The following is a 22093-nucleotide window of genomic DNA, read 5'->3' on the forward strand; positions in this document are numbered from 1 at the left end:
GAAATTAAGGTTAGACTAATGGTTTAAAGGCTACCGCAAAAACATTGACACTTACTGGCCAGAGTGAGAAATTGAGTTAATTATAAAAGAAGTATAAAATAAAAGATAATAATTATAAAAACTCTATAAAACGTAAATTTTGATTATAAAAACTCTATAAAAAGGAATCTTATGGAAGAAAAAATGTTAAATCCGTTTATGCCTAGTTTTGGACGTTTTCCTAAAATTATCATTGATCAACAAGAAGCATTAACCGATTATTTGACAGGACTGCAAACACATGATGCTAAATATCAAACGTCTTTGGTGTATGGAACGAGAGGATCGGGAAAAACTGTTTTTCTTTTAAATGTTCAAAGGTCTTTAGAGAAATTAGACAATTGGATATTCATTCGTTTAAACAATGGGCAAGGTAATCTATTATTCCAATTAATGCATGGTCTTCAACGAGCAGCAGGGCTTTCATTAGTTGATTTATTAAAGAATGTTAAAAGCTTAAATATTATGGGCAATGGTATTACCTGGCAAGCATTACAAGAATCTCAGCAAATTGATTATGATGAATATATTTCTATTTTATTGAGTCGCTTAAAAAAGCAAGGCAAATCTATTTTGATTGGCATTGATGAAATTGAAATTAGTGATGATGTGCGAGCCTTTGGATCAGAATATCAAACTTTAATTGGTGATGAATATGATATTTCATTATTAATGACAGGATTACCAAGCAGAATTTCTGAAGTACAGAATGATAATACTCTTACTTTTTTATTGCGTAGCAATCGGATTTACTTATCTCCGTTAGATGAGGAAACAATAACCGCTAGCTATGAGAAGGCATTTACTAAAGGTAAACGTGAAATTGACTTCATGGTATTAGATGAAATGAGTCGTGCGGTAAAAGGCTACGCTTATGCTTTTCAAACTATTGGTTACTATGCCTGGCGTTTTAGTCAAGAGTATTTGCAGCTAGATGAGGAGGTTTTAAAGCAGACAATAGAGGCCACTAAAAAAGATTTATTCAGAAATGCTTATGAAAGAATGTATATGGACATTTCTAAAACCGATCGTGACTTTATTAATGCGATGATTAAAGCTGGAACCAATTGGGTGACAACAAAGCAATTGCAAGATATTTTGCATAAACCGATTAACTATATTTCAGTATATCGCGCACGCTTGCTAGATGATCAGTTGATTACTTCACCTGAAAGAGGAGTAGTTCAACTGGCACTGCCATTTTTTGCAGAGTTTGTGGAAAAATATAATTTAGAACATTTAGCTTAAAGAAAGTGAAGATATAGATATGAGTAAATACGATCAATTATGGCAATATATTAAAAACAACAAAACTGGCGACTTTTAGCTCTCATTTGATGAGGTTTAAAAAGCAGCGGGTCTACCAATCGACCATTCATTTTTACGTTATAAGAAAGAACTGCCTGATTATGGCTTTAAAGTGAAGAAAATTTCACTTAAGAATAAGACAGTTAAATTTCATCAACTATAGAGGCAGAATATGGCTTACGATTTTAAAAAAGAAGAAAAAAATTCTATCGTTCGGGCAAGAAGCCTGAATTGGTTGATGTTCCGCAGATGCAATATCTAGCTGTTCAAGGTCAAGGTGATCCCAATCAAGAGGGCGGAGAATACAAGCAGGATCTACAATTGTTGTATAGTCTAGCCTATACAATTAAAATGAGTAAAAAAGGCTCACATCAGATTAAAGATTATTTCGACTTCGTGGTTCCACCGCTTGAAGGCTTTTGGTGGCAAGATGGCGTTGAAGGTATTGATTATGCTCACAAAGAAAAGTTCAATTTCATTTCCTACATTCGGATGCCTGATTTTGTGACAGATGATGTTTTGACTTGGACTAAAAAAGAAGCTGCAGTTAAGAAGGGGTTGGATTTTTCACCAGTTAAATTACTTACTTTGACTGAAGGAAAATGCGTGCAAATCATGCATCATGGCAGTTATGATGATGAGCCAGCTACAATCGACAAGATGCATCAATTTATTACTGAAAATAATTTGAAATTAGATTTTTCGGATAAGCGGCGTCATCATGAAATTTACTTATCAAATCCTCAGCGCACGAAGGTGGAAAATTTAAAAACGATTATTCGCTTGCCTGTTAAAGAAAAGAAGATGAACAATGACTAAAAAAGTTACGCCACGTTTGGTGATGGCGATTTTATCCGCAGGGATGCTCTCGTTTTTGGGAATCCTTGACGAAACGGCAACGACAGTTACTTTTCCAATCTTGACCAGAGATTTTGCGATTACTACCGATCAAGTTCAATGGGTTAACACCTTGGTGTTGCTAGTGATTGCGACGATTGTACCGATTAGTTCTCAGATTAGATTGCGAATTCCTACTAAAAGTATTTTTATTCTAGGAGTTTCGTTATTCATAGTGGGTTTGCTGATTGATATCGTTACTCCATGGTTTGACCTTTTGTTAGTGGATCGAGTCTTGCAAGGAATCGGTACCGGTATAGGCTTGCCGCTGATGTACAACATTATCTTAGCTGAAGTACCTAAAGAAAAACTCGGCTTCATGATGGGGATCGGGACGATGATTACCGCTTGTGCCGTGGCCTTTGGGCCGCACGCTAAGTTGACTCAAGTGACAGCATTTGGTACCAATTACCTTGGTTCATCTGGTATGGTTGTTGCTATTCTTGTTGGTTGGGTTGTCGGGATGCTTTACGTATTCCTCAATAAAAAGAATATCGTAATTAAATTGCCTGACAGTGTTCCACCTAATGTTTCAGCTTCACTTTAGCCATCATTAATTGCCGGAATTATTTTGGTATTAATGACTTTAATTAGAGGAGCATTTAGTTATACTGCATTTGGTAACATCTTTGATTGTGTTACTAAATTGGTTCAAACACCACTTCAGACATTTACTGCTTCTCCAATTAGTATTATTGCTATTTACACCTTGGCTAATGTTTTATGGTTCTTTGGTATTCACCCTAACATGGTTTATGGTATTGTAATGCCAATTATCATTGCTAACGGTATTGTTAACCAGAATGCATTTAAGGCTGGTCAACCAATGCCATACGTCACCATGGCAATGCTTTCTGTCATTTTAAACAGTGCTTTTGGTGGTAGGGTGCTACAATCGGTTTAATTATTTCTATGTTTAGAGCAAAATCTGATCGCTACAAACAAATGTTAAAATTGGCCGGAGTACCAGCATTGTTCAATATTAATGAACCATTGGTATTCGGGATGCCAATTATGTTAAACCCTGTTTTCTTCTTACCAATGCTGTTTGAACCTATCATTAATGGTTTGGTAAGTTGGGGATTGATTGATTTGTTCCATGCTACTGTTAACCCATTTATTCAATTACCATGGACTATGCCTGGTGTTGTTCAAGCATTCTTCTCAGGTGGTATTCCATTCTTTATCATCGCTATGGTTGTAGTAGTCTTAAGTACTTTGATTTGGTTCCCATTCTTCAAGATTGCCGATAATAAGGCTGTTGCCGAAGAACAAAAGAATGCTAAGAAAGCTTAATTACCGTAAATTTTAAATAAAATTATAAAAACCAAAGATTTAAATAAAAGAAGTTACTCCACATGAGTAGCTTCTTTTTTATCTTAAAAGAAATTTTATAAGATCTAAAGAGATCTAAAAATAGACAGAAGATCTAAAGAGATCTAAAATAAATTTCAAGAACTAAAAAGATATAAAAGTAGGTGGATTAAAATAATGACTAACATGAATAATCCTTTTGATCCTAACTTTGGTAAGGTACCAAAAATATATTTAGGGCGACAGAAAATAGTAGAAGATATAGTCCAATCACTTGAAAGTGGAACAGGTCCTTATCAAACTTCAATGATTTATGGGATGCGTGGCGTAGGAAAAACTTCTTTGTTAGCTGATATAACCTCCACATTAGAACAGAAGAATAATTGGCTCGTTATCTATTTAGCTATGACTAATGATTTGCTTGCCACCTTAATTCAGAGTATTTATCAGGAAGCTAATAATACAATTAAAAAAGCACTAGATAGGATTGATGGGGTGAAGTTCTCAGCATTTGGTTTTGAACTTGAAGTGCATGTTTCTAATCCTCAGTCTACTTATCAAGTTTTATTAGAAGAAATGTTAAAAGTATTAAAAAAGCATGATCAATCTCTATTGATTGCAATAGATGAAGTTAAAGAAACTCCTGAAATTGTTAATTTGGCTTCTATTTATCAGATAATGGTGCTAAAGGAGTACCCTATTAATATTATGATGACGGGGGTACCTAAAAATGTTTCTGAACTGCAAAATAATGATGTCTTAACTTTTCTTCTGAGAAGTGGGCGCGTGCCATTAGGTCCGCTTGATCTTTTTGACATTAAATATCGCTATCAAAAAGCCTTTGAGAGAGGAAACAAAGAAATCGATAATAATACTCTAATGAAAATAACCAAACTGACTAAGGGATATGCTTATGCATTTCAAGATCTGGGATATTATGTCTGGCAAAATTCTGATAATAAGGTTACGGAAGAAAGTGTGGAGAAATCTATCCCATTATTTAAAAATGATCTTTTTCGTAATGCTTATACTAAGATACTATCTGAATTGTCGCCAACAGATAGGAAATTCTTATTTATTATGGCTAATTGCCCTAAGAATATTGTGGAAATAAGTTATATTCGTGAACAAATGAAAAAGAGTTCCAATTATATTTCTCAATATCGCCAAAGATTGATGGACAGTCAAGTAATCGTAGATACAGGATATGGTAAGGTCACATTTTCATTACCATTCATGAAAGATTTTTTGCTGGAAGCTGCAGAATTATATGGAATTGAAGAATAAAGCAAAAGAGGTTACTCCGCGTGAGTAACTTCTTTTTTATCTTAAAATTAAACTTTTTGCTTTCATCCACCAGACATGCAAGCAATATGCGGAAGTGAAAGACAGGATCCACGTTAAAATCCAGGTGCCAAACAAAGTCAAGATTGGATGATAGATTGCGTGATATTGCATGTTAAGTCCGCGCCAGACTAGTTGATTCCAAAAGACATTGGATAAGTATGCTCGATAAGCATAAGTAGCTAAAAAGTGAAAGACGTTTAAACTAGCCCGTGAATTTTTTCTAACTTGGTGCAAACAAAATGCAGAGATTAGTGCAATAACTGCTAAACAGTACAAGGTCATTGATGGCTTGTAGTATGGTGCATTGTTAAAGTTGATGGGATGACCAAATTTTTGTAATTCGATGTTAGTCCAAATGAAGCAACCGATGAACAAAATTGAGATCAGCCACCATAACTTAGTGACTAGCTGGTTGTAATAACCTCGCAGTTGCCAAGCTAACATCCCGTACACACCATAGATAAAGAATGAAATGAACACGCGATCAAGCAGATACCAATCATGTTCATGCACGCCGTGGAAAACGTAGTAGTCATATAACCACAGCCAGGCGAAGTATAGCACAAAAGTAATGATTGCAACCCAAATTCCGCGTGTTAAGTTATGACCAACAAAACGGCTTAGTGCCCAAAAAAGTGGCATTAGGATAATGAATTGCAACATCATCGTGTTGTACCAAAGGTGTGGTGCCGCATTACCATTAATAAATTGCCAGTAAAATGAACCGATGCTATTAAAATGATTGACTTGTTGCACCCATGGCATCCCAAAAAGGTAAATCAATGTCCACCAAATAGTTGGTACAAACAGATTAGACCAGTTAGCTCGCATATGTTTGGCATATGAGAAACTGCCTTTTTCATCATTAGTCCGAATGGTAGTGTACAAAATACCAAAGATAAAGGCCGGTGCCGTATATTTCACTAAATTATAAAAAACGCCAAAAACGTCCTGCACATGAGTGGGCTGCCCGGTACCCATGATCATCGACATAATTGGCTGCGATATCACAGCCGTACAGGCGAAAACTTTCAAATAATTACCAATATCAGCTGCACTAGAGCTGTTAAACTGATATTTTTTCATAAAAATCTCTCTTTTCTTTTGAATTGTGAGATCCAAAAGAAGTTCAAGTTTAATTTAACGGTATTTTTTAAAAAAAGCAACGGTTTAAATTCATAATTATTTTGTTGCAGCATCTATTTCTTGCAAGAAAACATTGGCAATTTCATTGCTAAACAACCGCTGGGTATCAGTTAAATTATGATGAGGCGAATTTAAATAAATCGTGCGTTGAGGAGCTTCTGGATAAATATGAGCCTTAGTGATATTTTGAGTTTCAAAGTCCTGCCAACTAATAGCTGGGATAAAACCGATCCCAATTCCGCTTGCAATTAACTGCCGCACCGTCGCTGGTTCATCAGATTGATATTGATAATTTAGTTTGATTTTGTGAGCCATTAAAAATTGATCGATAGTTTGTTGCAGCTCGGTTTCTTTATCAAGACCGACAAAGATATATTTTTCTAAATCTTTTAGTTCAATGAAATCCTTGTTAGGAAGAATGCCTTTTTTGGCACCGATCAGCAATTCTTCAGTGGTGATGGGGATGCTATTAAAGTTGGGGATCTTGGCAGTAGAAATAATAAAGTCAAATTGTTCTAGATCTTTGGCAAAACTATTTTTCTGATGAATATTCAAGCTGATATTGGGTAAAACTTCCTGCATGCACAAAATTATTTTAGAAATTAAAGGCGAAGCAACAGTAAATAAGACATTCAAAGGGCTTTGATCGATATTTTTAGAACCTTGCACTGCTTTAATCCCGCGATCAAGCAAATTTAAACTGTCGGAAACATAAGAATAAAACAATTTTCCTTGTTGATTTAGCTTGATCGTTCTGCCTTCACGATCAAATAATTTCACACCGATTTCGTCCTCTAATTGTTTAATAGTTTTGCTGACGGCAGATTGACTGACATAGGCTTCCTTTGCAGCTTCGGTGATTGATCCAAGGGAAGCTACCGAAATAAAGTATTTTAATGTAGTTAGATTCATTTTACTCGCTCAATTCATAACTATTTGGTTAAGTATTATTCTATTTATATATTATAAATTGTCATTCAAACGTTTTAAACTAAAAAATGTGAGATCCAAAGAGGTGATTATTTTGCGAAACTTATGGTTATTTCCGGGTCAAGGTGGTCAAAATCCGGGCATGCTTGACAAAGTCGATCCTCAACTGAAAGAGCAGGTAGAAAAATGGACCAATGTCAAGCTACTGGATACTGCTGAGGGCTATCAAGATTCAGTTCAAATTCAGCTAAGTATTTTGCTTTTGCAGATTGATCAAGTCGATCAATTGAAAAAGTTAGGCTGGCAGCCGACTTTAGTTGCAGGACATTCTTTAGGCATATTTGCGGCAGCTTATGCAGCTGGTGTCATAAATAAAGAAGATGTTTTCAAGTTAGTAGCTCTTAGAGCTAAGTTGATGCAGGAATGTTATCTAGAAGGCTACGGCATGGGTGTTGTAGTTGGCTTGAGCCGTCCAGAAGTAAAAAAGTTAGTTGCTGAAGTTCATTCAGATACCAATCCAGTTTATATTTCTAATCAAAACTCAGAAATGCAGAATACTATTTCTGGGAAACTCAGTGCGATTAAGCAAGTTCTAGCATTGGCTAAAGAAAACGGTGCATCAAAAGCAAAATTGCTGCATGTGCCTAACCCATCGCATTCGCCGCTAATGCAAAAGACAGCTGATCAGCTGAATACTTTTATTGCTCAGCTTAATTTGCATCAACCTAGTTGCATATATTTAGCTAATTACAATGGTCACGCAGTAAGGAGCTTAAAAGATATCAAATATGATTTAGGCAACAACGTAATTTACCCAGTACTTTGGGAAACGATGATGCAGGTTGCTCTTGAATATCAACCTGATGTTAGCTCCGAATTTTCACCTGGAACAGCTTTTACCAAACTACTAAAAGCAAAGACGGATCAATTACATATGGTTACGTTATCGACAATGTCGGTTGATGATGCAGATTATTTATTTAATAAATGGGAGAAGAAATAATGGTAGAAGAAAAGAATTGGCATACTCATCGGGATGCGAAAAATACACGTTTAGCAAGTGCCAGTTCATTATTGAACGGCAAATTTGCTAAAACTGAAGATGTTGTTGAAGTGTTGAATACTTTGATTAAACCAGGCGACAAGGTAGTGCTTGAGGGAGATAACCAAAAGCAAGCATCATTCTTGTCAGATGCCTTAACCAAGGTTGATCCAGAACGTGTTCATGATCTACATATGATTATGTCTAGTATTTCACGTCCTGAACATCTTGATATCTTTGACTTAGGCATTGCTTCAAAGATGGACTTCTCGTTTGCTGGCCCACAAAGTACTCGTGTATCACAAATGATTGCTGATGGTACGATGACTGTTGGTGACATTCATACTTACCTTGAGTTGTTTGGTCGTTTGTTCATTGACTTAATTCCAAACGTTGTTTTAGTAGCTGCAGATAAGGTTGACCGTGAAGGTAATCTTTACACTGGTTTTAATACAGAAGAAACGCCAACGATTGTGGAAGCCGCAGCCTTTCATGATGGAATCGTGATCGTGCAAGCAAACGAAGTTGTTGATAAATTACCACGTGTTGATATTCCTAGCGACTGGGTCGATGTCATTATTCCAGCTGATAAGCCATATCAATTGGAGCCTTTGTTTACTCGTGATCCACAAGCAATCACCGAATTACAAATTTTGATGGGGATGATGGCAATTAAAGGAATCTATGCTAAGCATCATGTTCAAACCTTAAATCACGGTGTTGGCTTTAACACTTCTGCAATCGAACTTCTATTGCCAACATATGGTGAACAATTAGGACTCAAGGGCAAGATCTGCCGCAATTGGGAATTGAATCCAACTCCAACTTTAATTCCAGCAATTGAAAGTGGTTGGGTTCAATCAATCCACTCATTTGGTGGCGAAGTCGGGATGGAAAAATATATTGCCGCTCGTCCAGACATTTTCTTTGTTGGTAAAGATGGTACCATGCGTTCTAATCGTGCTTTAGGTCAGGTTGCTGGTCAATATGCACTTGATATGTTCGTTGGTTCTACTTTGCAAATTGACCAATGGGGTAACTCTTCAACTGTTACTAATGGTCGTTTGTCAGGCTTTGGTGGTGCACCTAACATGGGTTCTAACCCGACTGGTCGTCGTCACTCAACTCCAGCTTGGCAAAGCTTAAAGCCAGATGATGATCCATTGGCTAAGGGTCAAAAATTGGTTGTTCAAATGGTTGAAACCTTTGGTGCAAATAAGAAGCCAGTCTTTGTTGATCACTTGGATGCTGAAGAAGTTAGAAAAGAAGCTAAGTTGGCTAACGTGCCAATCATGATTTATTCAGAAGATACCACGCATATCGTCACTGAAGAAGGTATCGCATATCTTTACAAGACCGACAGCATGGAAGAAAGAAAAGCCGCAATTGAAGCAATTGCTGGTGTAACTCCTGTTGGTTTACGTTCAAATCCAGAAGAAGTAAAGAAGCTGCGTGAAAAGGGCATTGTCGCATTGCCAGAAGACTTAGGCGTACGCCGTGAAGATGCTAAGCGTTCACTTCTTGCAGCTCAAACTATGGATGATATTGTTGAATGGTCCCATGGCCTTTACAATCCACCTGCAAAATTTAGATCTTGGTCATAATTGAGGAGGAAAGAATAATGGAAAAATTACACTTTGAATATCAAAATTCTACACCCGTAAAGAAATTTGCCCACGTTGGTGTGGTAGCCTCCGGTGACTTAGAAATCTTGGTTTACCCAGCAGATGGGGAAAAGACAACATTAGATATCACTACTGGTAGCGATGGCTTTGAAAAAGTTTGGCAAAATGTGCTCGATCGTTTCTTTGCTCGTTATCCATTAAACGGTAAGTTTATTGTTCACGATTTTGGTGCAACCCCTGGTGTTGTTAACTTGCGTTTGACTCAAGCAATGGAGGCTTTGAAAGATGAAAAATAGTTTTGTTGAATTAAATGGTCGTCAGCGTGCATTTGCATTAGTTGATGAAAACTCTGGTCGCGAATTAGTTGGTCCAGAATATGATATGATTTCGCCTCACCTTGAGCCACAGAAGATTGTGCCCGAAAGTGATGATGGGGTTATCTTAGTTAAAGGTACCTTGAATGGCAAAAATGTTGTCGTGATTTCCATTGAAGGTAAATTCCAAGGTGGTGGTATTGGTGAAGTTTCCGGTGCCAAGATCGTTGCTGCTTTAGAAGAAGCCTTAGATGACAATAAGAATGGTAAGACTATCTATCCAATCATTATTTTGGATACTGGTGGTGTACGTCTTCAAGAAGCAAATTATGGCCTTTTGTCAATTTCTGAAATTCAAAATTCAGTTATCGCGTTGAAGAAATATGTTCCTGTAATTGGTTTGGTGCCGGGTAGAGTTGGTAGTTTTGGTGGTATGTCAATCACTAGTGCCGTTTTGTCATACCTAATTACTACCAAGAAGGCTAGAGTTGCCTTGAACGGACCGGAAGTTATCGAACAAGAAGCAGGCGTACGTGAATTTGACTCTAGCGATAAGGACTTAATTTGGAATACTTTGGGTACTCGTCAAAGAGTTAAGACTGGCATTGCTGATGAATTAGTTGAAGATGATGTTGAAACTATTAAGAATGCGATTTCTGAAGCAATCGATCAAAAGAAGGATGCTCACAGAACTGATAAGGCTGATTTCTATTTAACTTTGCTTGATAAGATCGATTTTTCAAAGCCATTAACTACTGAAGAATATCGCAAGATTTTCAACGAAACAAAAGCTGAAAAGCATGAAATTCCAAGTGCTGTATCTAGCGATACACCAGGTGATAAGAGCCGCGGTCGTTTATGGTTTGAAAAATTAACTGGCATTAAAAATGCTAAGTCAGAATATCCAACAGTTTTAGCAGCTGAAGTTGATGGCAAAGAATATATTGCTATCGTGCCAGACAAGAATAATCGCTTCCCACGCGTACGTAATGGTGAAGTGGGCTTGCAAGAAGGATTTGTCATCTCTAAGATCGTTAATAAGATTGTTGAAGAAGACAAGGATAAAGAGGTTAAGCGTCCAATCATTTTGATTGTAGATGTACCAAGTCAGGCTTATGGTTACAAAGAAGAATTAATTGGAATTCACATTGGATTAGCTTCTAGTGCTGCTGCTTATGCTAAGGCTCGTCAAGCTGGCCACCCAGTAATTGACTTTATTCCTGGGGATGCTGTTTCAGGTGGTTTCTTAGCTCATGGTTTGCAATCTAACCGCATGATCGCCTTAGCTGATAAGTCAATCACTATTCAAGCGATGTCTAAGGCATCTGCTGCTAGAATTACCCAAAGAACTATTGCCGAACTTGAAGAAGCTACTAAACATGTTCCTGCAATGGCTTACGATATCTTCAATTATGAAAAATTGGGTGCTTTATACAAGCTAGTGCATGATGTTTCATCTTGGGATGCCAACGATGATGCAGTTAAGGAAGTTCATGAATTAATCGATGAAGCTATTGCAAGTACAAAGGATCAACCAACTGACTTGCGCTTCCGTTATGAGACTCCAATTGCAATTGAAAGTGGACGCAAAGCTACAATTAAGATGCGCGAAATGGTTGATGATCAATGGGAAAAATAACTAATATTTGGCCGCATGATTTATTAACGTTTACCAATGATGACGACTTAATATTAGAAGAGAATCCTTTACCTGAATGGGCAAAGGATTCTTTGTCTAAGGCTAAAATCGTAGTGGTCAGACGTGGTCAATTCAAAAATGGTTTAATTCCGGTAGGCTTGCGCGGTTACGAGCGTAATCAACGCTTGGCTGGCTATTTAAAAAAGTCTAGTATAGTTAAGCAGTATCATCCAGATTATTTTATTAAGCATGAGTCTTGGTGTGATTTGCCAATTGAAAGGCAAAAATTAATTGCTTTTCAAGCACTGGTTAAGATTGCACCACTTTTAACTGATTATCAGTGGGGAATTAGTGGTTCACTTGCTTATGAAATGGCAACTGGTGTAAAGATGGTCAAAGAAAGTCCAGAGCATACTAGTGATTTAGACTTGATTATGCCCGATTTACCTAAAATGAACGTAGCTGAAGCAAGAAAATTTTTAGCTAGATTAAATCAATTTGGCACGCATGCGGATGTACAAGTAGTTTATGGTGAGAATGGCTTTTCTTTGGAAGAATATGCATTGGAACGTGATCAGCAGATTTTAATTAAAACCGTCACTGGTCCAATTTTAAGTGAAAATCCATGGCAGGCAATTAAAGAGGGATGAAATGGATTTTGTAACTAATGATGGAATTAAAATTAATTACCAGATAAAAGGTAATGGCAAACCAATTATTTTTGTTGCTGGCTTTGGCGGTTATCAAGAAGTATGGACTATGCAGGTTGACTATTTTACTAAAATGGGATATCAGGTGATCACATACGATCATCGCAATTTTGGTCGGAGTCAAAGAACAAAAAATGATCATACTTTACAACGTCTAACTGATGATTTGATTGAATTGGTACAATGTTTAGGCATAAAACAAGCTGTGTTTGTCGGTCATTCAATGGGTGGCAGTTTACTTTTTAATTTGATTAAAACCGCACCAGATTTAGTTAAACTGGCGGTTATCGTAGACCAAACGCCTTTTATGTTGAATACTTCGGATTGGTCATATGGTTTTATGAACTATACGTTAAGTAACTATGTAAGAGAAGCTAAAATGGTTCCTGCTGTGCATGAGACTTTGCGCGGTATAGATAATCGAGTAGCGATGAAACTGAATAATGCTAGAATAGATCACCCTTTTAGTAGATCTGATAATTTTGATTTGTTGTGTGAGCATATTGCCCATGATTGGCGTGGGGTGGTCAAAGATAGCCAAGTACCTATCGATGTAATTGCGGCCGTTCAAGGTCCATATTATAATTTTCTTTTTGCAAAATGGATGACTACACAAAATGATCGCGTAAATATGGCTTTGGTTGATAATTGTGGACATGATATCATGGCAGAGGTACCAGATCGTTTTAATCAGATTTTGCGGCACTTTTTGTTAAAAAATCGATACTTGAGTAATTAGAAAGAGACAAATGGCAATAGAAGAGATCGCTCAAAATGCATTAAAAGCATTACTTTATGAAGTAGTTACTAATCCTAAGCCTGGCTTGGTTGATCCAGCTGATGTGGGTTCTCATCCCGATATGAACGTCTATATGTTCATTGATAGTAGCTTAAGTTTGGAAAAATATTTTGTTCAAGCCGCTGAGATTGGTTTTAACTTTACTGGACAAGATTTAAGACAGATGTTTGAACTGCTGCGACAAGCTGGGATTAAGGCAGAGAAGGCAATGCTTGCCGCTACGAATAATGTGAATACGCATAAAGGGGCGGTTTTTTCATTAGGTTTATTCGTCTGTGCATGTGCATATTGTCAAAAACATGGCGGTAATGAGTTTGAAGTAATTCAGATGATGACTAGGGGCTTAGTTAAGCATGATTTGGGAGAGAAGAGCGAGACTGCTGGCGAAAGACAATTTTTGCAATATGGCAAAGGCGGCGTTAGAGCAGAAGCAGAGGCAGGCTACCCTTTGGTGAGAAGTGTCGCATTGCCATTTCTAGCACAGACAAGTGGCGACTTGAATACGCGCTTGCTTGATACCTTGATGGAGATTGTTAGTGAGATTGAAGATTCTAATTTGATTAAAAGGGCTGGTAATGTTGAAGTAATTGATTGGTCGCACAAGCAGGCGCAAAAATATTTGGCATTGGGTGGTTATGGCACTCGAGCTGGTAAACAATTCATGCTAGAGCTAAATTGCATTTTTAAAGAGAAAAATTATAGTCTTGGCGGCAGTGCTGATTTACTGATTATTACTATTTTTATGGGACTGCAGCGTGGAATAATTTAAATTAAAGTTCATATTGCTTGGGTATTTTCAAAAAGGATACCATACTAAAAGTGAGAAAAATAATTTTTCACGAAAGGATGGGAAATGCAATGGATGATTATGTAATTGATTTTGATTCCTTGAATTACTTAAGACCAGAAACTTTGGCCATCATGAAGCTCTTGGTAAAGAAATACAATGAAAGCAAAGATGATGATGTTTTACAAGATGGAGTAGTAGTTAGCTTTGATGAATTAGCAAAAGCAGCCAAAATTCCAGTTGATAAGTTACCCGATGAAGTCTTTAAAGATCTAGATGCCGAAAGAAATCAGTTTGATGAGGAAAAGAGAGGCTATGAACCATTAGTCGCTAGTTGTTTAGCTGATGAAGAAGATCGTGAATTTAGAATTATCATTAACCACCGCTTGTTTGAATTTTAAAATAATATCAAAAAAGATCGATGATCAACGTTTTTTAACGAAGATCATCGATCTTTTATTTTTCATTAATCTAAATCCGCACCATTTGAGGCAATTACTTTTTTATACCAGTAAAAAGAATCCTTAGGGTAGCGCTTGAAGCTGCCTTTACCATAATCATCTTCATCAACGTAGATAAAGCCATAGCGTTTCTTCATTTCACCGGTACTTGCACTAACCAAATCAATGCATCCCCATGGCAAATAGCCGATTAAGTCAACACCATCATCAATGACTGCTTTTTCCATCTGCTTAATATGGTCACGGAAGTACTGAACACGGTAATCATCGTGAATTTGATGATCAGCGGTCATTTTATCGTAAGCACCAAGTCCGTTTTCTACGATAAACAATGGTTTATGCCAGCGGGTAGTCATCCAGTTCATTGCATAGCGCAAACCAACTGGATCAATTGCCCAACCCCAATCATTAGTCTTGATATATGGGTTGGAAACTAAATCTTGATATTCACGATAATCCATGTGATCAGTGTATTTGGCAGTGAAGGACATGTAGTAGGAGAATGCAATATAATCTACTGTACCATTTTTCAATATCTGCAAATCTTTTTTAGTAATATCTAAGTGATAATTCTTACGATCGAAGTAGGCTTTTAACCAATTTGGATATTCACCGTTAACATGCACATCGCCAAAGTAAAGACGTGAATCCATTGCACGCTGGGCAAAAAGAATATCTTCGGGTTTAGATGAAGCAGGGTAAATAGGGCAAAAGGCCAACATACAGCCAATTTGTAATGATGGATCAATAGCGTGTCCGATTTGAACGGCTTCAGCACTAGCTACTAATTCATAGTGTGCTGCTTGATACATCATTTTTTCTTTATCGTCACCTTTTTTGAAAAGTAGACCAGAATTTTTTAACACATTGCCAATATCTTCATAATTGGCTTGATTGTTAATTTCATTAAAGGTCATCCAATACTTAACTTTGTTGTGATATCTTTCAAAACATACATGAGCAAAGCGAGCAAAGAAATCAATTAATTTGCGGTTGGACCAGCCACCATATTCAGTTACTAAATGATAAGGCATCTCGAAGTGGGAAAGGGTGACAACGGGTTGGATACCATATTTTAACAATTCATCAAATAAATCATCATAGAATTTAAGTCCTGCTTCATTAGGCGCATCTTCATCGCCATTGGGGAAGATGCGTGTCCACGCAATTGAAGTTCTAAATGCTTTGAATCCCATCTCTGCCATCAGTTTAATATCTTCCTTGTAGTGGTGATAAAAATCGATTCCTACATGGTTAGGATAATATTTATCTTTTTCGATGGTTTTAGTGATTTCACGAGGATGATCACGATCGCCAAGAGTCATAATGTCAGAGATGGAGATTCCTTTTCCGCCTTCTTGATATGCGCCTTCAAGTTGGTGGGCAGCAACGGCGCCACCCCATAAAAAATTCTTATCTAAAGTTCTAGTCATAAAAAAACTCCTTTGATTTATTGCTTACTTGTATTATATGAAATCATTTGCAAGTAAGTAAGAGAAGATGGGAGTTTTGGTATGGTTCGAATATTTTGGAATAATAATTTATTTTTGGAACAAGGTGTTCCAGATATAAAATGCATGTCAATACAATAGAATTTTACCTAATACTGTGATAACTATTGAGTTTAAGAAAACGGTTGCATACAATACAGAAGTGTAAGGAATAAGAAGAGTTAAGAAGAGAGAGGAGTTATCATGGGGAAATTCTTCAATAAATATATATTGCCCCCAGTAATGAAGTTTGTTAATACTAAACCAATGCTCTCATTAAGAGATGGGATGGTATTATCATTGCCATTCATTATGATTGGGTCAGTATTCTTGTTATTAGCTTCATTTCCATTACCAGCTGTTGCCAACTGGATGAATGAAAATGGCTTAACTCAGTTTTGGAGTCAAGCATACAACTGTACTTTCGGTATCGGTTCTGTTTTTAGTGTTATCGGTATTGCCTACACTTGGGCAAAGAAAGATGGGATAGATCCAATTCCAGCAGGTATTACTTCATTTGTTGGTTTTTTGATTATTATGAGTCCAACCACGGCAGTTATGCAGGGAACAAAGACTGTTATTTCTGCTAAGCAAGCTCCAGTTTTATTGTCAGCTAATTATATTGACCGTACTTGGTTAGGTGGTCAAGGAACGATTGCAGCAATTATTGTAGGTTTAATTACTGGTTGGATTTACTGCTGGTTTGTTAAGAAAAAGATCACTATTAAATTACCAGAACAAGTTCCACCTGCAGTTGCAAGCTCCTTTGTTGCATTGATTCCGGCTTCCGCATTAACAGTTATGTGGCTACTTGTATACATGTTCTTTGCAAAGTTCATGGGTACTTCAATGACTCAATGGATTTATCATACAATTCAGATTCCATTACAAGGTTTGTCTGATACCTTTGGTGGTATTATGCTAGTGGCATTCTTAATTCCATTCTTCTGGATTTTTGGTGTTCATGGTTCCAACTTGGTAGGTGGTATCGTAGGCTCAATCTTCGGTGCCAATACTCTACAAAATGCTAATATCTTTAAGGAATATGGATATGTAACTGCTGCTCATGGCGGTCATATAGTTGTTTCAGGATTGATTGATCAATTCATTAATGTCACTGGTGCCGGAATTACTATTGGGTTAGTGGTATTCATGACATTCTTTGCTAAATCCAAGCAATTAAAGAGTGTAGGTAAATTGACCATTGTACCTGGTATCTTTAATATTAATGAACCTGTCCTCTTTGGTTTGCCAGTTGTTATGAACCCAATGTTAGCTGTACCATTTATGATTATGCCAGCTATTTCTGCAGGCTGTACTTATTGGTTAATTAAATTAGGTGTCTTGCCATATTTGAATGGGATGCAGGTCCCATGGACTACGCCACCAGTTATTTCTGGTTTTATTATTGGTGGTTGGAAAGTTGCCATTTGGCAAGCAATAGTATTGGTAATTAGTTTCTTTGTATATTTCCCATTTATTAAGAGATATGACAATATGTTGTATCAACAAGAACAGGCTAAAGCGACTAAAGAAGTTAAATAAAAAGATCGATGATCACCGTTTTTTAACGAAGATCATCGATCTTTTGTTTTTCTATAATCCAAATGCAATCTTGTATAACAATGCACCACAGATACCACCAGCGATTGGGGCAACTACTGGCACCCAGCCGTAGTCCCAATGAGCGGAACCCTTATGTGGTAATGGGCAAAGTGCATAAACGATACGTGGACCTAAGTCTCTTGCAGGGTTTAATGCAGGACCTGTAGGACCACCAACAGCCATAACCAATGCGGTGATTAAGAAACCAACACCGATGTTGGCAATATCTTCTGATTGCTTGAAGAACATGCCACGGTATAAACCAACAGCTACGAATAAAAGAATAGCTGTACCAACAAATTCAGTGATAAAACCATTCAGCTTACTGTTGGCGGAGTCACCAGTCGCAAAGCTGGCAAAAACAGCGTCATCGCTGGCGGTTCTCTTAATGTATGGCCAGTAGACAGCGACTAACAAAAGCTGACCTACGATTGCACCAAGCATTTGCACCAAGATATATGGCAGAACTTGATCCCAAGGAAATGCACCTGCACATGCTTGTGCAAGAGTTACGGCCGGATTCAAGTGGTTACCTGAAATTGAACCGAACAACATTGCAGGAAGCATGACACCAAAACCGAAGCCAAATGCGATAAGTAGCCACCCACCATTGGCTTGTCCATCGCGACTGTTACCTCCAGTGTCACGCAATACTGAATTGGCAACTGAACCGTTGCCTAAAACTACCAAAATAATCGTACCGAAAAATTCAGCGAAATATTTCATTAACCAAGTATGTTCCATAGTAGATACTTTTTACTCCTCCAGTAGAAAAAATATGTGAAAAATAGTACAACCAAAGATTATACTCTTAACTGAGAAAATAGATATAGTTATTTTGAAAAAATGCAAGAATTTTGCTCGAAAATAGCTTTCGTTGACTATTCTTAATTATTTTTTGAATAAAGGTGTAAGAAAGAATAATTTTTGCCCATTGGGTATGGAACCAAGTTCCCCAGATTATGATGAGTTTCAAACTTAATTTTTTAGAAATAATTTTACGTTTATCAATGGCTACAATTTTTGCGGCAATTGTTGGCTTGGATAGAGAAGAGCATAATCATCCAGCTGGCCTTAGAACGCATATCTTGGTTTGTCTAGGAGCGTGTATCTTAGCATTGATACAAGAAGCAATTTGTAATCAGGTTCTGTATTACGCTAAAAATTACCACGATTTGTCAACCGTTCTCGGAGTCGATCCAGCCCGTCTAATCGCTCAAGTGATTGGCAGCATTGGCTTTATCGGCGCAGGCACCATCGTTATTACTCACCATTTTGTAATGGGACATACTACAGCGACATCTTTGTGGGCTACTGCAAGTATCGGTTTAGCAATTGGCATGGGATATTACTGCATTGCAATTGTCGGTGGAGCGTTTGTTTTGCTGGTGGTAGTCATTTTACGTAAAATTGTTAAAGTAAATACATATAAGCAGGTTGAATTCAAATATACTGATCGTCATACACTTGATCAAGTTTTACAGCCGTACTTTAAGTAGAATAAAATACAGGTAAAACATTTTAATTTTAAAGTTGATGCTAATAAGCAAATTGATGCGCAAAATGTGTATATCTGCGTTTGCAACCTTAAGTTTCCTAAAAATATGACTTATTTTAAGATGGCGCGGGATCTGGCGATGAATAATAATATTTTTGAAATCAGTCTTGTTACGTTGTGATTTGAAAGGGGATTTTTATGAATAAAGACAATCAAAATGATGTAGTGACGGGCGCATCCCAAACTATTGATGTTAATTCTGGTTCATCTTTGATGGAGCCTGATAAAAATAAGAGTGAAGAGACAGTGCAAATCAAAAGTGAATGGCCTGGTCCTAAAGGAATGATTCCAGTAACTAGTGGCAAGGCTGATGACGCTAATGTTCATAATCGTGTCTTCTTAGATAACATTTTAGTGGAGATGCGCGTGATCGATGCGGTAGAACCAGATTTAACTACTACAATCTTAGGTAGAAAATATTCATCCCCATTAATGCCAGCCGCTGTATCTCACTTGAACAAAGTATTAAGTGATAAAACTAGAAAACCAATGCAGGAAAAGGCAATAGCTGCACGCAACATGGATTTACTGAATTGGATCGGTATGGAAACAAATGAAGAATATGGTGAGATTGTTGCTCAAGGCGGCGATACTATTCGAATCATTAAGCCATTTGCGGATCACAATAAGATCTTAGATGAAATTAAATTCGCCGAAGAAAAAGGTGCCGTTGCTGTTGGGATCGACATAGACCATATTGCAGGTAAGAATGGTAAATATGATGTAGTTGATGGTATTCCATTAGGTCCAATTACGATGGAAGATTTAAAGCATTATGCTGAAAGTACCAATTTACCATTTATTGCTAAAGGAGTGCTGTCAGTTTCGGATGCACTTAAGGCGCGTCAAGCTGGCTGCAAGGCGATTGTAGTATCTCATCACCATGGACGCGTACCATTTGGTATTCCGCCTTTATCAATCTTGCCCGAAATTAAGAAAGCGTTAGCTGGTAGCGGTATGGAGATTTATGCTGATGGGTCTTTAATGAGTGGATATGATGCATATAAGGCTTTAGCTTTGGGTGCAGATGCAGTTTTGATTGGTCGCGGAATTTTATCAGAATTATTGAAGAGTGGTACTAGGGCGACAGAAGATAAGCTGAAAAAGATGAATGAAGAATTGGCTGAAATGATGATGTATACAGGAGTGAAGGATACAAATTCATTTGATGCTAGTGTGTTGCATTATGAATAATAGCAGGTAGATGAAAAGATTGATTATTATAAATCACATTATGTGATGCGAATAATCAATCTTTTTATTTTTCATAAATTAATAAAGCTGTTTTAACGATTAAATAACTATTTTAAGAATTATTAAGTATTTGTAATAAATTTAGGTGATAAAAATTAATATAGCTAAGAAGTAGTTGAATTAAAAAATAACAGAATTCAAATGCTTTGCTTGCTTAGAAAGAGGGTGCTAAGACAAAAGTGAGTAAAAACATAAAGAGTATCGAAAGAGTGAAAGAAATGTCTGAAAAAATTTATAGAGATTATTTTGAAGATAAGGAAGACTTTGACAAAAATCACTTTGACTATAAGAATTTGAAAATTCCTGAAGGAGTAGAAGTTCAGCCGTTAACTGTTCCACCAGTATTAAAGCCTGATAAGGAAACTGCTACTGATGTTTGGTTCACACTAGAATCAATTGTAGGTGAAAGTCAAATTTTACCTGGTGAGAAGACTAAGACTTGGGGCTATAATGCACCTTTATTAGGAAAGACGATGGTAGTTGAGAAAGGCAAACGTGTTCATGTAACTTTAAAAAATAGTTTGCCAGAATTAACTACTTATCATTGGCATGGTATAGAAGTTCCAGGGCCTATTACGGATGGTGGTTGTCATGCCCCAGTTTATCCCGGTGAAGAAAAGCAGATCGAATTTACAGTTAATCAACCAGCTGCTTTAACTTGGCTGCATGCTCATCCATGTCCATCAACGGCTGCCCAAGTTTAGATGGGTCTTGCGATGGGTGTAGTAGTAACTGATGAAAACGAAGCTAAGCTGCCAATTCCAAAAAAGTATGGTATTGATGAATTTCCGGTTATTTTACAAGATCGTACTTTCCATGAACATAACCAATTGGATTATCGGGCTGAGTACAATCAAATGGGGATTTTTGGCGATACTCCGATAATTAATGGAGTCGTTCGTCCTTACGTTGATGTTACTACGCAAAAGGTCAGATTGCTTTTCTTAGGTGGCTCTAACCGACGTGAATGGCGTTTGCACTTTGATGACGATTTAGTTATGACTCAAATTGCAGGAGATGATTCTTTCTTACCACATCCAATCAAGATGACGAAGTTGTTAGTAACACCAGGTGAGAGATTACAAGTTATAGTCGATTTTGGTCAATACCATGAGGGCGACGTAGTAAGTCTTTACACTGATGACTTCAAATTGATCGAATTCCGGATTCATAAATTTGAGGATGATAATTCAGAAATTCCTGCCACTTTGTTTACACCAGAAATTCCAGAAGTTGACCCAAGTTTGCCCGTTCGTAAGGTCACCATGGATGGCTGTGATAAGATGAATGGTAAACGTTTTGCTATGCAAAGAATCGATATGAAACAAAAAGTCGGTCAAGCTGAATATTGGGACGTTACTAATACTAATTCAAAAAAAGAAGGTATGATTCATCCATTCCATATTCACGGCACGCACTTTTTAGTAGTATCTAGTAATGGAAAAAAGCCATATCCAAATGAAGTTGGTGTTTACAAAGATACAGTTCCTGTTGCACCAGGAGAAACTGTGCGCTTATTGGTTAAATTCCCACTTGAGGGAGTCTTTATGTATCACTGCCATATCATTGAACATGAAGATGCCGGTATGATGGCACAAATCGAAATCTTTGATCCAGATCATCCTAAGAATTATAAGTTAATGGATATGAAGACTTTGACTAAGGCCTTTGCCGAAGAAAGAGGAGTGAAGCCAGAAGATGTTTGGATGCCAGGCATGGATACCGAAGGATGCGATATGAAGAAGGCTGATTTTGTTAGCGGTGCTAGTGAAGAAGCAGATCATGCAGATGCATCTACTGGTGCAAGTGAGCATTAAAAATAATGTTG

General features: G+C 37.2%; 20 protein-coding genes and 3 pseudogenes. 19 read left to right on the top strand and 4 right to left on the bottom strand.

Annotated elements, in window-relative coordinates; translation table 11 throughout:
- Positions 1-171 precede the first annotated feature (171 nt).
- From CP355_RS02535 to CP355_RS02565, 7 genes and pseudogenes are all read left to right on the top strand, one after another.
- Positions 172-1287: an ATP-binding protein gene (locus CP355_RS02535; protein ID WP_089147991.1), complete on the top strand. Its 1116-nt coding sequence runs from the start codon at positions 172-174 to the stop codon at positions 1285-1287.
- 19 nt (positions 1288-1306) lie between these two features.
- Positions 1307-1510 (top strand): annotated as a pseudogene (locus CP355_RS10480) (hypothetical protein).
- Between the two features lie 9 nt (positions 1511-1519).
- Positions 1520-2166: pseudogene (locus tag CP355_RS02545) on the top strand (GyrI-like domain-containing protein).
- On the top strand, positions 2159-2791 hold the full coding sequence (locus CP355_RS02550; RefSeq protein ID WP_098043827.1) for an MFS transporter: 633 nt from the start codon (positions 2159-2161) through the stop codon (positions 2789-2791). Before CP355_RS02545 ends, CP355_RS02550 begins: the two are co-directional and overlap by 8 nt.
- Positions 2792-2824: 33 nt before the next feature.
- Positions 2825-3148 (top strand): hypothetical protein, encoded by a 324-nt coding sequence (locus CP355_RS02555; RefSeq protein ID WP_143468320.1) that lies wholly within the window; start codon positions 2825-2827, stop codon positions 3146-3148.
- Positions 3149-3156: 8 nt separating this feature from the next.
- Positions 3157-3540, top strand: coding sequence for a PTS transporter subunit EIIC (locus tag CP355_RS02560; RefSeq protein WP_098043829.1), 384 nt, complete (start codon positions 3157-3159; stop codon positions 3538-3540).
- A gap of 195 nt (positions 3541-3735) precedes the next feature.
- Positions 3736-4845, top strand: coding sequence for an ATP-binding protein (locus CP355_RS02565; protein WP_098036492.1), 1110 nt, complete (start codon positions 3736-3738; stop codon positions 4843-4845).
- A gap of 36 nt (positions 4846-4881) precedes the next feature.
- Here the strand turns inward: CP355_RS02565 and CP355_RS02570 are convergent, their stop codons facing one another.
- Together CP355_RS02570 and CP355_RS02575 are read right to left on the bottom strand one after the other, a co-directional pair.
- A complete protein-coding gene (locus CP355_RS02570) occupies positions 4882-5991 on the bottom strand; it encodes an acyltransferase family protein (protein WP_098043830.1) in 1110 nt (369 codons plus the stop codon).
- 96 nt (positions 5992-6087) lie between these two features.
- Positions 6088-6963: a LysR family transcriptional regulator gene (locus CP355_RS02575; RefSeq protein ID WP_089143102.1), complete on the bottom strand. Its 876-nt coding sequence runs from the start codon at positions 6961-6963 to the stop codon at positions 6088-6090.
- A gap of 103 nt (positions 6964-7066) precedes the next feature.
- Here CP355_RS02575 and CP355_RS02580 point away from each other — a divergent pair, with 103 nt between their 5' ends.
- From CP355_RS02580 to CP355_RS02615, 8 genes are all read left to right on the top strand, one after another.
- Positions 7067-7984, top strand: a complete 918-nt coding sequence (locus CP355_RS02580) for an acyltransferase domain-containing protein (protein WP_369823210.1) — start codon at positions 7067-7069, stop codon at positions 7982-7984.
- The gene (mdcA, locus tag CP355_RS02585; protein ID WP_098043832.1) at positions 7984-9627 is read left to right on the top strand and encodes a malonate decarboxylase subunit alpha; all 1644 of its coding nucleotides are present in this window, start codon (positions 7984-7986) and stop codon (positions 9625-9627) included. Before CP355_RS02580 ends, mdcA begins: the two co-directional genes overlap by 1 nt.
- Before the next feature lie 17 nt (positions 9628-9644).
- On the top strand, positions 9645-9944 hold the full coding sequence (locus CP355_RS02590; protein WP_025005536.1) for a malonate decarboxylase subunit delta: 300 nt from the start codon (positions 9645-9647) through the stop codon (positions 9942-9944).
- On the top strand, positions 9934-11601 hold the full coding sequence (gene mdcD / locus CP355_RS02595; protein WP_056945499.1) for a biotin-independent malonate decarboxylase subunit beta: 1668 nt from the start codon (positions 9934-9936) through the stop codon (positions 11599-11601). The genes CP355_RS02590 and mdcD overlap by 11 nt, the downstream gene beginning before the upstream one ends.
- Entirely contained in the window at positions 11589-12251 is a 663-nt protein-coding gene (locus CP355_RS02600) for a malonate decarboxylase holo-ACP synthase (RefSeq protein ID WP_098043833.1), read from the top strand. The genes mdcD and CP355_RS02600 overlap by 13 nt, the downstream gene beginning before the upstream one ends.
- A 1-nt stretch (position 12252) precedes the next feature.
- Entirely contained in the window at positions 12253-13050 is a 798-nt protein-coding gene (locus tag CP355_RS02605) for an alpha/beta fold hydrolase (protein WP_098043834.1), read from the top strand.
- A 10-nt stretch (positions 13051-13060) separates the two neighbouring features.
- The gene (locus CP355_RS02610; protein ID WP_098043835.1) at positions 13061-13879 is read left to right on the top strand and encodes a triphosphoribosyl-dephospho-CoA synthase; all 819 of its coding nucleotides are present in this window, start codon (positions 13061-13063) and stop codon (positions 13877-13879) included.
- 89 nt (positions 13880-13968) lie between these two features.
- The gene (locus CP355_RS02615; RefSeq protein WP_013086716.1) at positions 13969-14298 is read left to right on the top strand and encodes a hypothetical protein; all 330 of its coding nucleotides are present in this window, start codon (positions 13969-13971) and stop codon (positions 14296-14298) included.
- 65 nt (positions 14299-14363) lie between these two features.
- Here the strand turns inward: CP355_RS02615 and CP355_RS02620 are convergent, their stop codons facing one another.
- Entirely contained in the window at positions 14364-15791 is a 1428-nt protein-coding gene (locus CP355_RS02620) for a 6-phospho-beta-glucosidase (protein WP_098043836.1), read from the bottom strand.
- Positions 15792-16052: 261 nt separating this feature from the next.
- Between CP355_RS02620 and CP355_RS02625 the strand changes: the two genes are divergently transcribed.
- The gene (locus CP355_RS02625) at positions 16053-17393 is read left to right on the top strand and encodes a PTS sugar transporter subunit IIC (protein ID WP_098043837.1); all 1341 of its coding nucleotides are present in this window, start codon (positions 16053-16055) and stop codon (positions 17391-17393) included.
- Between the two features lie 51 nt (positions 17394-17444).
- Here the strand turns inward: CP355_RS02625 and CP355_RS02630 are convergent, their stop codons facing one another.
- Positions 17445-18197, bottom strand: coding sequence for an MIP/aquaporin family protein (locus CP355_RS02630; RefSeq protein ID WP_025005542.1), 753 nt, complete (start codon positions 18195-18197; stop codon positions 17445-17447).
- Between the two features lie 218 nt (positions 18198-18415).
- Here CP355_RS02630 and CP355_RS02635 point away from each other — a divergent pair, with 218 nt between their 5' ends.
- The 3 genes and pseudogenes from CP355_RS02635 (at position 18416) to CP355_RS02645 (ending at position 22082) form a co-directional block, all read left to right on the top strand.
- Positions 18416-18952 (top strand): MgtC/SapB family protein, encoded by a 537-nt coding sequence (locus tag CP355_RS02635; RefSeq protein ID WP_233186973.1) that lies wholly within the window; start codon positions 18416-18418, stop codon positions 18950-18952.
- Between the two features lie 197 nt (positions 18953-19149).
- Entirely contained in the window at positions 19150-20205 is a 1056-nt protein-coding gene (locus CP355_RS02640; RefSeq protein ID WP_098043838.1) for an alpha-hydroxy-acid oxidizing protein, read from the top strand.
- A gap of 278 nt (positions 20206-20483) precedes the next feature.
- Positions 20484-22082 (top strand): annotated as a pseudogene (locus CP355_RS02645) (multicopper oxidase family protein).
- Positions 22083-22093: the final 11 nt, after the last annotated feature.

The sequence above is a fragment of the Lactobacillus sp. UMNPBX4 genome (genome assembly GCF_002554115.1).
Taxonomy (GTDB): domain Bacteria; phylum Bacillota; class Bacilli; order Lactobacillales; family Lactobacillaceae; genus Lactobacillus; species Lactobacillus gallinarum.